Origin of the sequence: Mesorhizobium sp. WSM4887, assembly GCF_029625865.1 — a bacterium.
Lineage (GTDB): Bacteria > Pseudomonadota > Alphaproteobacteria > Rhizobiales > Rhizobiaceae > Mesorhizobium.
This window is the reverse complement of the sequence record NZ_JARTVP010000001.1, coordinates 537,608-551,499: the sequence shown is the minus strand read 5'-3', so window position 1 is coordinate 551,499 and position 13,892 is coordinate 537,608. Positions and strand designations below refer to the sequence as shown.

Annotated in this window: 9 protein-coding genes and 2 tRNA genes; 10 read left to right on the top strand and 1 reads right to left on the bottom strand. The window is 62.0% G+C overall.

The window, feature by feature from the left end; translation table 11 throughout:
• Positions 1-39 precede the first annotated feature (39 nt).
• Together P9230_RS02680 and P9230_RS02675 are read left to right on the top strand one after the other, a co-directional pair.
• Positions 40-3,186, top strand: coding sequence for an efflux RND transporter permease subunit (locus tag P9230_RS02680; protein ID WP_067329506.1), 3,147 nt, complete (start codon positions 40-42; stop codon positions 3,184-3,186).
• A gap of 893 nt (positions 3,187-4,079) precedes the next feature.
• Positions 4,080-4,970, top strand: coding sequence for an FHA domain-containing protein (locus tag P9230_RS02675; protein WP_278117322.1), 891 nt, complete (start codon positions 4,080-4,082; stop codon positions 4,968-4,970).
• Positions 4,971-5,062: 92 nt separating this feature from the next.
• Here P9230_RS02675 and P9230_RS02670 read toward each other — a convergent pair.
• A tRNA-Asn gene (locus P9230_RS02670) sits at positions 5,063-5,137 on the bottom strand.
• Between the two features lie 14 nt (positions 5,138-5,151).
• Between P9230_RS02670 and P9230_RS02665 the strand changes: the two genes are divergently transcribed.
• From P9230_RS02665 to P9230_RS02630, 8 genes are all read left to right on the top strand, one after another.
• Positions 5,152-5,352, top strand: a complete 201-nt coding sequence (locus P9230_RS02665) for a hypothetical protein (protein ID WP_278117320.1) — start codon at positions 5,152-5,154, stop codon at positions 5,350-5,352.
• Positions 5,353-5,613, top strand: coding sequence for a hypothetical protein (locus tag P9230_RS02660; protein ID WP_066999931.1), 261 nt, complete (start codon positions 5,353-5,355; stop codon positions 5,611-5,613).
• A gap of 177 nt (positions 5,614-5,790) precedes the next feature.
• Positions 5,791-5,864: transfer RNA gene (locus tag P9230_RS02655), tRNA-Cys, on the top strand.
• Between the two features lie 126 nt (positions 5,865-5,990).
• Positions 5,991-6,665: a protein-L-isoaspartate O-methyltransferase gene (locus tag P9230_RS02650; RefSeq protein ID WP_278117318.1), complete on the top strand. Its 675-nt coding sequence runs from the start codon at positions 5,991-5,993 to the stop codon at positions 6,663-6,665.
• Between the two features lie 181 nt (positions 6,666-6,846).
• Positions 6,847-8,241 (top strand): TolC family outer membrane protein, encoded by a 1,395-nt coding sequence (locus P9230_RS02645; protein WP_278117316.1) that lies wholly within the window; start codon positions 6,847-6,849, stop codon positions 8,239-8,241.
• 233 nt (positions 8,242-8,474) lie between these two features.
• A complete protein-coding gene (locus P9230_RS02640) occupies positions 8,475-9,281 on the top strand; it encodes a PopZ family protein (protein ID WP_278117314.1) in 807 nt (268 codons plus the stop codon).
• Positions 9,282-9,501: 220 nt separating this feature from the next.
• Entirely contained in the window at positions 9,502-12,285 is a 2,784-nt protein-coding gene (locus P9230_RS02635) for a valine--tRNA ligase (protein ID WP_278117312.1), read from the top strand.
• Positions 12,286-12,645: 360 nt separating this feature from the next.
• Complete coding sequence (locus tag P9230_RS02630) at positions 12,646-13,890, top strand: OmpP1/FadL family transporter (RefSeq protein ID WP_278117310.1); 1,245 nt, start codon at positions 12,646-12,648, stop codon at positions 13,888-13,890.
• Positions 13,891-13,892: the final 2 nt, after the last annotated feature.

Below are 13,892 nucleotides of genomic sequence, written 5' to 3'. Positions count from 1 at the left end.
GTTAGCCGGCGTCCAATCATCCGAACAAAGGACAGGGCCATGTTCCGCTGGATCATCGGCACGAATCTGAAATACCGGTATCTGGTACTGGCCGCGGCAGCGCTGATGGTGCTGCTGGGTCTGGACGTGTTCCGCAAGATGCCCGTGGACGTCTTCCCCGAATTCTCCCCGCCACTGGTGGAGATTCAGACCGAGGGTATCGGCATGTCGACCGCCGAGGTCGAGGAGCTGATCACCATTCCCCTCGAGGATGCACTGCGCGGCACACCGGAACTCGACGTCATCCGCTCGAAGAGCGTGATGTCGCTGTCCTCCATTGTCATGATCTTCAAGCGGGGAACCGACATCATGCACGCCCGGCAGCTCGTCCAGGAGCGCGTGCAGCTTGCGTCGGCCAGACTGCCGTTCGGCTCGAGCCCGCCCGTCATGCTGCAGCCCTTGTCGTCGACCAGCAGGACCATGAAGATCGGCCTTTCGTCGAAGGAGCTCACTCAGCTCGACCTGTCGATGACCGCCTATTGGAAGATTCGCTTCCGCCTGCTGCGCGTGCCCGGCGTCGCCAACGTGGCGATGTGGGGCGAAAAGCTCAAACAGCTGCAGATCCAGGTCGATCCCGCACGCATGCTGAAACACGGCGTGACGCTGAACGAGGTCATGGAGGCTTCGGCCGATGCGCTGGACTTCGGCCTGCTGCCGATGTCGAGCTCAGCCAAGAGCCAGACCGTAGGCTTCATCGACACCGACAACCAGCGATTGTATGTCGGCGCCGACATAGCGTCCAGCGTGAAGCTGGAGGACGTCAAGAGAATTCCGGTCGAGTCAAAAGCCGGCGAGCGACTGGTACTGGCGGACTTTGCCGACGTCACCTGGGGGGAACCGCTGCCGATCGGCGACGCTGTGATCAATGACGGTCCCGGCATGATGCTGATCGTCGAGAAGTTCCCGTGGGCGAATACGCTGGAGGTCACGCGCGGCGTCGAGGCCGCCTTCGCCGAAATGAGGGACGGCCTCAAGGGCATCGACGTCGACCTGCAGATCTTCCGCCCGGCGACGTTCATCGAGCTCTCGATCCATAATCTGACAATGGCCTTGCTGGTGGGATCGGTCCTGGTGGTCTGCGTTCTCGGCGCCTTCCTGTTCGAGTGGCGGGTGGCGCTCATCAGCCTGCTGGCGATCCCGCTCTCCCTGGTCGCGGCGGGACTTGTTCTCTACTGGCTCGGAACGACCATCAACACGATGGTGCTGGCCGGCTTCGTCGTGGCGGTGGGATCGGTGGTGGACGACGCTATCATCGACGTTGAAAACATCACGCGGCGATTGCGCGAGAATCGCCGCAGCGGCGCTGGCAAATCGGTGGCATCAGTTATCCTGGAAGCATCGCTCGAGATCCGCAGCCCGATCGTCGCCGCGACCCTCATCATCGTCATCTCGGTCGTCCCTGTGTTCTTCATGGGTGGTCTGTCGGGCACTTTCTTCGTACCGCTGGCGACGTCCTATTCCATCGCGCTCCTCGCTTCGATGGCCGTGGCGCTGACGGTGACGCCGGCACTCTGCCTTATCCTGCTTCAAGGAGCGCCGATCGAGCGCGTCTCGCCGCTTGTCGGGCGGTTGCAGCGAGGCTATGCCGCCATGCTGTCGCGGATCATCGCGGCTCCTCGCACGATCTTTGGGATCACCGCGTTCGTCGTGGTCGCGGGATTGGCCGTTTGGCCGCTGCTCGGAACCTCGCTCCTGCCCTCCTTCAAGGAACGTGACTTCCTCATGCACTGGCTGACGCCGCCCGGGACATCGCATGCAGAGATGTACCGGATGACGGTGGCTGCCAGCAAAGAACTGAGATCCATTCCCGGGGTGCGCAACTTCGGCGCTCACATCGGCCGGGCGCTGGTGGCCGACGAGGTGGTGGGCATCGACTTCACGGAGAACTGGATCAGCGTCGATCCGAAGGTCGATTATGACGAGACCCTTAAAGCGGTTCAGGACACGGTCGGCGGCTATCCCGGTATCTATCGCGACGTCCAGACCTACCTTCGCGAGCGCGTGAAGGAAGTGCTCACCGGGTCGGGCGAGTCGATAGTGGTTCGGATTTTCGGGCCTGACGCGGCGATGTTGCGGGAGCAGGCGGTGAGGGTCCGCGACGCCCTGACCGGCATCGAGGGCCTGATTGACCTACACGAGGAGCCGCAGAAGACGGTACCGCAAATTCAGGTCACCGTGGATATCGCCAAGGCGGCTTCCAGGGGTCTCAAGCCCGGCGATGTTCGTCGCGCTGCTGCCGTGATCTTCGCCGGTCACGAGGTGAGCGACGTTCATCGCATCGGAAAGGTGTATGACGTCATGGTATGGTCGACGCCCAAATCGCGGCGCGGCCTTGACGACGTACAGAACGTTCTCCTGGATACCCCCGACGGCGGTCAGGTCCGGCTCGGCGACGTTGCCGAAGTCAAGATTGCCCCGGTGGCCAGCACCATAAAACGTGAGAACGCCTCGCGCCGCCATGACGTGCATGCCAACGTGCGCGACCGCGACCTGGGCTCGGTCGTCCATGAGGTTGAGGAGCGCCTGGCCAAGTTCGAGTTTCCGCTCGGCTATCATGCCCAGCTGCTGGGCGAGGCGGCGGAACGCAGGGCTGCGCAAAGCAGGCTCGTCTATGCCTCTGTTGTCGCCGCGGTCGTAATCTTCATGCTGCTGCAGGCCTCCTTGAGAAGCTGGAGGCTCGCTGCCCTGGTTTTCCTGTCACTGCCGGCCGCTATGGTCGGCGGGGTCATCGCCGCCTATCTGGGCGACGGCATCATCTCGCTAGGCGGCCTCGTGGGGTTCCTGACGGTGTTGGGCATCGCGGCCCGCAACGGGGTGCTTCTGATCCACCATTTCCTGCATCTGGAGCGCGAGGAGGGCGAGCCCTTCGGACCGGAACTTGTCCTGCGCGGCGCGCGTGAACGCCTTTCGCCCATTCTCATGACGACGCTGGCGACCGGCCTTGCGCTCGTTCCACTGGTTGTTACCGGCAACATTCCCGGGCAGGAAATCGAACATCCGATGGCCATCATCATTCTGGGCGGGCTGATCACGTCAACGCTTCTGAACCTCTTCGTCGTGCCCGCCATCTATCTCAGACTCGGTTCGCTGCAGGCGCGATCGCCGGCGCGGACCACAGGGCTCGGCCTGGAACCATCTCCCCTTTGATGCAAGGCCCGAGATCTAGACCAAAACGTTCGTGACTCTACCGCATCCAATCCACCGGCTATACCGTTGGCGATCTCGATCGCGCAGCGAAACAGCATGACAACTTACAAAACTCGGAGGACTTGGAGCAGCAAGGAACGCGTCCGTGATTTCGTCTTCACAAAGCGGGCAGGCCAACAGGGCTGGGCCTAGCCGGCGGGCCTAGGAAACGAAATACGGCACCGGCTATACGCTCCTGCCGCTATGATGGGGCACGCATCCATAAGTGAAGCAACGTCGCTAATTCCCGCGCGGTCTGGGTTTTGGTCCTGGAAGGCTTTCGCACGGATTTGCGGCCAATCTGGCGATTCGCGGATCTCTTAGCCAGAGAGTCTTCTTTCTTCTTTCCAGAATCTCGTTGCGGCCCCCATCAACGGCCGATTGGCCTTTCGCGGCAAGGGCATAGTCGGCTCGGTTCGTTCGATAGTCTTCCTTTTGGATGGACATCTTTTTCCTCCCGGTCCGCGGTCTTCCCTCCACTAGCCTGGACGGGAGAACACTAGCTGCCGATGCATCGCAGGAGTCTACAAATTGAGGATTGTATTAAAATGATACACTCCACCCGTTCGTCTCACGGGCGCCGCTCAGCATTACCCTGAACCGGCCCGTATGCCGCGCCTATTCGTCGCTATCCTCATCGTCGCTTTCGGAATGCTGTTCCGGACCGCATCGTCCGCTTGCGCTTCAACGTGCGCTTGGCAGCCTTGGTCATAGCCGTGGAAAGTCTTGTGCAGTTGCCGAGGCGGCAACAAGGCCTGTCCGTGCAAGATGCTCACGCCACAGCACCGGCTCCCAGGCGGGCAAGCAGGGTGAGTTATGCTATATACGTCGCGTTCTTGGTCGGATACGAGCCGATGGATCAGGAAAGACTTCTGGCCGCAGTCCTCCTAGCTGATGTCGTGGGCAGCACGCCGCTCTATGAGCGCATCGGCGACGATGCAGCTCTGCAGCAGATCTCGGATTGCCTCGACGCGATACGCGAGATCGTCGCCCGGCACGGCGGTGACTTCATTTACTCGAAGGGCGATGACGTGCTCAGCCTGTTCGACAGTTCGGAGGCGGCGCTGAGGGCCGTCTTCCAAATCAGCAGCGAACTGACGAAAGGGCCGTTGCACGCCCGGATCGGATTGCATTTCGGGGCGGTCATTCGCGCGCGGGGCGCGGTATTCGGAGACGTTATCAATGTCACCGCAAGGTTGTCCACCACGGCCAACCCCGGGGAGGTGCTGATCAGCCAGAGCTTCTTCGAAGCCCTTTGCGCGGATAGCCGCAGTGCCCTGCGGCTCCTCGACAAAATGGCTTTCAAGGGAAAGCAAGAACTCTTCGATGTCTATACCCTGGGGAGCGAGGATCGGGCCCTCAGTACGCAAATCGTCAGCCGGGGCACGGTTATCGAGAGACGCTCCGCCCCGCCGCGGCAGATCAATCTGGTCATCCGCTATGGAGATCAGTTGCGATCCTGCCGAAACAACGAGTTGGTGACGATCGGCCGATCCCCGGAATGCAACATCGTCATCCAGCGGCCCTGGGTCTCAAGGCACCACGCGACCTTCACCATTTCGAATGGCAAGGCCGTGCTTATCGAGCGAAGCTCGTCGGGCACCTTTGTGTCGATGGGACCCGACCATGAGGTATTCGTGCGCCGCGAAGATATTCTTCTCTTCGGCTCCGGCGTCATCTCGCCCGGACGGAGATCGTCCCTCGGCGACGCCGAAATCCTTCACTACGAAATTTTCTCAGACTGACCCGGCCCGGCTTGACCGTTGCCGCATGCTGCCGGATCCAGCGCCGCGCGCTTGTAGAATCGGAAGTCTATTCAGTGAAATTCAATGGCGATTGGCTCCCCGGGCCGGATTCGAACCAGCGACCAACCGGTTAACAGCCGGTTGCTCTACCACTGAGCTACCGGGGAACGGAGGCTCTGACGTGAGTGGCGCAGCCTATAGCAAACACCTTTCGGCTTTGCAAAGCAGCAATTCGCAATTTTTCTGCAGTTTTTCGTGCGGCGATTTGTGGCATCGTCTCGGCGTGCCCACATATGAGCGGCTTGACACCGGCATGGAACAATGCGGCTGGTCGTCCTTTGGTATTTATGACATGGGCCGCGCAGATGGGATCTGGCTTTGAATGACGGCAACTGACGACGATAACCCACCGGCGCGCAAGATCACGGTCTTCGGCCGCGACTTCTCGATGCCGCGCTCGCGGGGATTGCGGATCGCGATCGGCGTGCTGCTCACAATCGGCGGGATTCTGGGCTTTCTGCCGATTCTCGGTTTCTGGATGGTTCCGATCGGCCTGCTGGTCCTGTCCTACGAATTCGCACTGGTGCGACGTCACAGGCGGCGCTTCGTCGTCTGGTGGGAACGCCGCCGCCGGCCGGATTGAGAGCTTTGCAGGGAGAGGGTCCGGCAGGTGCTGCCGACACCATCGGGATCGGCCGCAAGCAATCGGCAACCACTGCCTTCGATGAGGAATGGGAAAGCATCGGGAATGACTTGCCGGTGCTTGACGACCTTTCACCGCCAACATATTGAGTTGCCCCGGAACGCCGGGAGCATGGAAGGCCTCGTGGCGGAGTGGTTACGCAGAGGACTGCAAATCCTTGCACCCCGGTTCGATTCCGGGCGAGGCCTCCAATGCCCGGGCTCCGGCGCTGTCGCGCCGGGGCGCTAGGTTCCGGTCGAATTGGCCCGCGTCATTTGCCTGGAAATCGGATCGGGCGCGGGCAGCGAATTGGGCGCGGGAAGCGGGTTGGTTGGGACATGAACGCTGATTTCTCCGAACGCCGCGTGAAGATGGTCGATTGCCAGATCCGCACCACCGATGTGACCAGCGCGCCGCTGATCGAAGCGATGCTTTCCGTGCCGCGCGAGGCTTTTGTCGGCGCCGGGCAGCGGGACCTAGCCTATATCGACGAGGACATCCGCATCACCGATGGCGTCAGTGGCGGCGGTGCCCGCTATCTGATGGAACCGTCACCGCTCGCCAAGCTTTTGCAACTGGCCGAAATCAGCGACACCGATTCGGTGCTCGATGTCGGCTGCGGCACCGGCTATTCGGCCGCGCTGCTTTCCCGAATCGCAAAATCGGTGGTTGCGCTCGAAAGCGACCCGGCGCTTGCCGAAGCCGCGAAGTCGACCCTTTCCGCACTGGATTGCCAGAACACCACCGTAGTGATCGGGCCGTTACCGCAGGGTCATGCCGCCGCGGCGCCCTATGACGTCATCTTCATCGGCGGCAGCGTCGAGGAGGTGCCCGCGGCATTGCTCGGCCAGCTCGCCGAGGACGGACGGCTGGTTGTGGTCGAGGGGCAGGGCAACTCCGGCGTTGCGCGTCTTTTTGTCAAGGCCGGGGGGGTTGTAACCGGCAGACGCGCATTTAATGCGGCAATTAAGCCACTACCGGGGTTCGAACGTGCTCATGCGTTCGAATTTTGAGCGGTTTTGCCTTGCAGCGAAGGCGCTGACATGATCGCTTGCGCTTGAACAATCGTTGCTGATTTGCTTCACGTGCATTTTCGGGGGCTGTCAGCGGGGGACGATAAACACGCGGCGCTAGCTGATCCGGAAGGAAAAGGTGCGCGGCGTGGTTCCCATGCAAACGAATGAGGGATAATACGTGCCGCCCCTACACAAGACTTTTCTATCAGCCATACTTGTTTCGGCGACCGCGCTTTCGCCGCTGGCAGCATCCGCCGAAACCATCACCGGCGCGCTCGCCAAAGCCTATCAATACAATTCCCAGCTGAATTCCGCCCGCGCGGGCACCCGTGTCACCGACGAGGGCGTGGCCATCGCCAAGTCCGGCTACCGCCCGACGATCAGGGGATCGGCTAGCATCGACTACACGAGCAGCCGCAACAACAACCTTGGTCAAACCTTAAATATCACTACGGGCAATTTCGGGGTTGAGATCGACCAGACGCTGTTCGACGGCTTTCAAACCAAGAACAATGTCGCCGCCGCCGAAGCGCAGGTCAGGGCCTCGCAAGAAAGTCTCCGCAACACCGAAGAGAACATCCTGTTCAACGCGGCAAGCGCCTACATGGATGTGATCCGCGATCGCCAGATCGCGGTCCTGACCGCACAGAACCTGCAATTCCTGACCGAGCAGGCGCGCGCCGCGCGGTCGCGCTTCGAGGTCGGAGAGGGCACCCGCACCGACGTCGCACAGGCCGATGCCTCGCGGGCGACCTCGGTGGCGCAACTCGCCAGCGCTCGCGCGACGGCGCTGGCAAGCGCTGCGACCTACCACCAGATCATCGGCGACGAGCCGGGCAAGCTCAAGGCGGCCGCGCCGGTCGGAAAGCTGCTGCCGGGAAGCCTCGATTCGGCCTTCGCCATCGCCGCCGCGGAGCATCCGGCCATCCTTGCCACCGAGCATCTCGTCGACGCCGCGGCCTTTTCGGTTAAGTCGGCCGAAGGGGCGCTATTGCCGCAACTTTCCGCCAGTGCCGGGATTTCGAGCCAGTATCGCAACACCTCGCCCGGCGTTTTTGCATCGGCGGGTTCCGAAGGAACGACCAATTCGGCCAATATCGGTGCAACGCTTACCGTGCCGATCTATTCGGGCGGGCGCACCTCTGCGCTGGTCCGCCAATCGAAGGAATCGCTCAGCCAGGCCCGCATCGAGGTCGACGTCAGCCGCGACCAGGTGCGCCAGGCCGTGGCTTCGGCGTGGACGCAATACACCGCCGCGCGCGAAAGCGTGGATGCCAACAGGCAGGTGATCGCCGCCGCGCAACTGGCGCTCAACGGCGTCATCGAGGAACGCAATGTCGGCCAGCGCACGACGCTCGACGTGCTCAACGCGCAGAACGCCGTCATCACCGCCAAGATCAACCAGGCGAGCTCCGAGCGCGATGTCGTCGTGGCGAGCTACGCCATCCTGTCGGCGATTGGCCGCCTGTCCGCCGGCCAACTCGGCCTGGCGGTCACGAAATACAACCCGGAAGAGCATTACAACGCCGTCAAGGACAAGTGGATCGGGCTGCGCACGCCGGACGGCCGCTGAACCTTTGGCATTTCCAAAAGCGCCGCGTGTCCAATGGATGCGCGGCGCTTTTGCATTGGAACCAGACGGTCGGCTGCCGGCGGCGTAGCGAGCTAATCTGTTGAAATCCAACGTCTCCCCAGATTGGGGATTCTCGGATGGCGATCGGTCGGTTACGCTGTCCGCATTGATTCGAATTCCGGTCTTGCCTGAATGGGAATCTTGAACAAGTCACAAAGGCGGCGGATGTGACGATGGCGACAGCGAGCAGCGCGCAGCGCGAACCTTCCATGGAAGAGATACTCGCTTCCATCCGAAGGATCATCGAGGACAGCGACACCGGCCGCAAGCAACCGGCGGCGGACAATGGTGAAGTGCGCCAGGACCTCCGGCCGACGCCGGCGGCGCAGACAGCCGACCTCGATGACTTCCGTTCCGAGCTCAGCGCCGGATCCGCTCCCAGCAAGCCGGTGAGTCTGGCGGAGATACAGGCCCAGCTTGCGGCGTCCGATCCGATGATCGCCGAGACGAGCCCTGAACCGGTGAAGGCCGCGCCTGCTCCCACCACCCTGGCGGAAGTCGGGGCCAGGGTAGCCGCCGAGCCGGACATCCCGGTGGTTGCGGGGAGCGCGGCGAGCGTGCCGCAAAGCGCCGATACCATCGTCGCCGATTGGCGGCGCGAGATCGCCGCCGTTGGCGGAAGTTCCGTCAAGGCGAAGGTAGCAACTCCGGAAGTGGCGCCCGAAGTCGAGATCGACGAGGAGGATCTTGCCGCGCCAACGGCCGAAACCGCGGCGCCCGGCAACGTTTCGGCACCATCCTCGGCCGACCTGCCGCCGGCCCGGCCGGCAATCCTGTCCGAGCATGCGGGCCGTCAGGTCGCGGCGGCCTTCGGCGAGCTTTCCGATGCCTTCGCCAGCCGCAGCAAGAAGAGCTTCGACGAGATGGCCGAGGAGATGCTGCGGCCGATGCTGCAGGACTGGCTCGACAACAACCTGCCGACACTGGTCGAACGGCTGGTGCGCGAGGAAATCGAACGCGTGGCGCGCGGCGCGCAGTGATTTCGTCTGGGCTTTCAGCGCAAAAAGCGCCACCCTCAGGCGGTGCTTTTTATTTCCGCGAAAATGCGGCCGCGCGATTTGTCTTGCGATGAGTAGTGGGCTTGCCGCTGATCGCCGCAAGCCTATCTGGGCAAGGCGGGCTCATCCTTCTCGCGGTTGACTCGGCCAAGAGCTTCCGATTTACACCGGACGCTTGTTCCCGACAGTTCGGACTTCCTCCATGCTTGATAAAACCTACGACGCCAAGACCGTCGAGCCGAAGATCGCCAAAATCTGGGAAGAGGCCGATGCGTTCCGCGCCGGCGCCGGCGCGGAGGAAGGGGCGGAAGCCTTCACCATCGTCATCCCGCCGCCGAACGTTACGGGCTCGCTGCATATGGGGCACGCGCTCAACAACACGCTGCAGGATATCCTGGTGCGGTTCGAGCGCATGCGTGGCAAGAATGTGCTGTGGCAGCCGGGCATGGATCATGCCGGCATCGCCACGCAGATGGTGGTCGAGCGGCAGCTGATGGAGAGGCAGATCCATCGCCGCGACCTGTCGCGCGAGGAGTTCATCGAAAAGGTCTGGGAGTGGAAAGCCGAATCCGGCGGCGCCATCTTCAATCAACTGAGGCGGCTCGGTGCCTCGGCCGACTGGAGCCGAGAGCGCTTCACCATGGACGAGGGTCTGTCCAAGGCGGTGCTGGAGGTGTTCGTCACCCTCTACAAACAGGGGCTGATCTACAAGGACAAGCGCCTTGTGAACTGGGATCCGAAGCTGTTGACGGCTATTTCCGACCTCGAGGTCGAACAGCATGAGGTCAACGGCAATCTCTGGCATTTCCGCTACCCGGTCGAAGGCCTCGCGTTCGATCCCGAGAATCCGAAGACGTTCATCACCGTCGCCACGACACGCCCGGAAACCATGCTGGGCGACACGGCGGTGGCGGTTCACCCCGACGACGAGCGGTTTCGCGACCTGGTCGGCGGGAACGTCATCCTGCCGATCGTCGGCCGCAGGATACCGGTTGTTGCGGATGAGTATTCGGATCCGGAAAAGGGTTCCGGCGCGGTCAAGATCACCCCGGCGCATGACTTCAACGACTTTGAGGTCGGCAAGCGCCACAAGCTGCCGGCGATCAACATCCTGACCGTCGAAGCCTACATCAAGCTCAAGGATAACGAGGAGTTCCTTGCAGGTCTTGAAGTGACGCCGCAGCGCCAGGCCGTCTGGGATGAGCTCGACGGGCTGGATCGCTTCGTGGCGCGCAAGAAGATCGTCGAGCTGATGGAAGCGGGCGGCTTCCTGGAAAAGGTCGAGCCGCATCGCCACACCGTGCCGCATGGCGATCGCGGCGGCGTGCCGATCGAGCCGTTCCTCACCGACCAGTGGTACGTCAACGCGGCGGAGCTCGCCAAGCCGGCCATTGCCTCTGTGCGCGAGGGCCGCACGAACTTCGTGCCGAAGAACTGGGAGAAGACCTATTACGACTGGATGGAGAACATCCAGCCCTGGTGCATCTCGCGGCAGCTGTGGTGGGGGCACCAGATTCCGGCCTGGTACGGACCGGACGGACGCGTCTTCGTCGAGAAGACCGAAGAGGAGGCGCTGGCTGCGGCGGTCGAATATTATTTGGCGCTGGAAGGCCCGTGGAAGGCCTGGGTCGAGGACAAGCTTGAAAATTTCAAGCCGGGCGAGATCCTGACGCGCGACGAGGACGTTCTCGACACCTGGTTCTCCTCGGCGCTGTGGCCGTTCTCGACGCTCGGCTGGCCTGACCAGACGCCGGAGCTGAAGACCTACTACCAGACCGACGTGCTGGTGACCGGCTTCGACATCATCTTCTTCTGGGTGGCCCGGATGATGATGATGGGCCTGCATTTCATGAACGAGGAGCCGTTTCACACGGTCTATGTTCATGCGCTCGTGCGCGACAAGAACGGGCAGAAGATGTCGAAGTCGAAAGGCAACGTCATCGACCCGCTCGACCTGATCGACGAGTATGGCGCCGACGCGCTGCGCTTCACCTTGACGGTGATGGCGGCGCAGGGGCGCGACGTGAAGCTCGACCCGGCGCGTATCGCCGGATACCGCAATTTCGGGACCAAGCTCTGGAACGCCACGCGCTTCGCCGAAATGAACGAGGTCGCCAGGAACGACGATTTCTGGCTGCACGACGCCAAGCTCGCGGTCAACCGCTGGATCCTGACCGAGCTGACGCGGGCGGCGCGGGCGATCACGGAGGGCATCACCACCTACCGCTTCAACGAGGCGGCGGGCGCCGCCTATCGCTTCGTCTGGAACTTGTTCTGCGACTGGTATCTGGAACTGCTTAAGCCGGTGTTCATGGGCACGGACGAGGCGGCCAAGGCGGAGAGCCGGGCCTGTGTCGCCTTCGTGCTGGACGAGATCTACAAGCTGCTGCACCCGATGATGCCGTTCATGACCGAGGAGCTGTGGGCGCAGACCGCGGGCGAGGGGAAGGAACGCACCTCCCTGCTTTGCCACGCCGCCTGGCCCGCGCCCGATTTCGAGGATGACGAGGCTGCCGCCGACATCAACTGGCTGGTCGAGCTCGTCTCCGGCATTCGCTCGGTGCGCTCGGAAATGAACGTGCCGCCGGCGGCGATCGCGCCGCTGGTGGTGATCGGCGCCAATGCCATCACGCAGGAAAGGCTGGATCGCCACGCCCAGGCCATCAAGCGGCTGGCGCGCGTCGGCGACATCGCGCTGGTCGATGCGCCTCCGAAAGGCTCGGCCCAGATCGTTCTCAACGAAGCGACCGTCTGTCTGCCGCTCGGCAGCCTGATCGACCTTCAGGCCGAAGCAACGCGGCTGCAGAAGGAACTGGCCAAGGTGACCGAGGAGATCGCCCGCCTGCACAAGAAGCTTTCCAACGAGAAGTTCGTCGCCAACGCGCCGCAGGAGGTGGTCGAGGCAGAGCGCGAAAAGCTCGCCGAATATCGCGAGGCGCAAGAGAAGCTTTCAGTTGCCCTGACCAGGGTCCGAGACGCCGGGTGACCGGCAAGATTCGGCTTCACTGGAGGGCGCTTTACGAAGCGTCACCACGCTCGTATACGGGCCTGCCGTTGGGTTAATTTTGACGTAAACGGAAAGTTTTGGCCCCATTGTTGCCGTAATGTAACAATGGAGCCCAGTCCGATCAAAATGGCCCGTTTTGAGCTGTTTCGGACCGTTTTTGCAATTTTTTCTCTCAGTCCGATGCCGAGTGGGCCGCTTTTAAGGCTCAATGGGCGGTCGATGACCATGGCGAAAATACGAGCTGTCAAGGTGTACATGTACAGCTCACGAATTCGTTGTTGCGCCGTTAACCTGAATTGGTTCTAGCTTGCCCCACTTCGTGTTTCGGGGAGGATTTCCATGAACGTTTTGCGGCTCAAAGCACTGCTGGGGGCAGGGTGCTTTTCGCTGGCTTTGATCGGAGCGGCGATGCACCCGGCGCATGCCGGTGGGCTCGAGCGCGGCGGCTACGACATTGACCTGCTGTTCGACCCGGCGCCGTTCGCGACGGAAGCGGAAGCTACCTATGTGATGCCGGATCGCAAGTACAAGAATGCGACTGGTCTGAATGGGACATTCAATTTTCTCAGTTCCACGGCGGATGGCGCCGAGGGTTATTGGGTGCCGCGCATCGGGGGCAAGGTTCAGGTTGTGCCGGGCGTCGACTGTATGATCGACTATTCACAGCCGTGGGGCGCTCACACCGCCCCTGGCGCGTCGTGGAATGGCGCTTTTTCCAACGTTGAAACGGACATCAAGAGCAATAACTACGCTGGTACCTGTTCATACAAGTTCGATGTCGGTAAGGGCCAGCTCCGCTTTATCGGCGGCGCGTTCTACCAGGATATTTCAGGCTTCAAGCAAAGCTTAGTGGGTTTCAATCCAGTTGGGCCGTCACCGATTGGCCGCGTCGACCTGGAGGCCAGCGGCTGGGGCTGGCGCGCTGGCCTTGCCTACGAAATCCCTGAGATCGCACTCCGCGCCAGCTTGGTCTATAATTCCCAGGTCAAGCTCGACAACATCTCCGGCACCCTGACGTCACCGACATTACCCACGGGTTCTGCGCCGATCTACGGCAGCACTCAGTACATGCCGGACTCCGTGGAGTTGAAATTGCAATCCGGCATCGCGCCAGGCTGGCTTGCTTTCGGTTCGATCAAATGGGTGAACTGGAGCGTGCTGCAGAGCGTTCCCATTTGTATTGTCGGGACTCCCACCGCCGCATGTTTTACGGGCAATGATGCTTCCGGCTCTCTTCAGGCCACCTCGCTGGACCTGATGTATCGCGACGGTTGGACGGTGTCCGGCGGCATAGGCCATAAGTTCAACGATCAGTGGAGCGCCGCCGGTCAGCTCACCTGGGATCGCGGCACTTCGCACGGCTATGGCGCGCAGACCGATACTTGGACACTCGGGGGCGGCGTCGCCTACACGCCGCGGCCGAACATCGAGGTTCGGTTGGCTGGTGCATTCGGTGTGCTGACCAGCGGGCATTCCGGCATCGTGACCGGAGACAACGGTTATCAGGCCGGCACCGACGCCAGCTACGACTTCGGCAACGATCTGGTCACGGCGATCTCGGGTGGCATAAAGATCAAGTTCTAAGC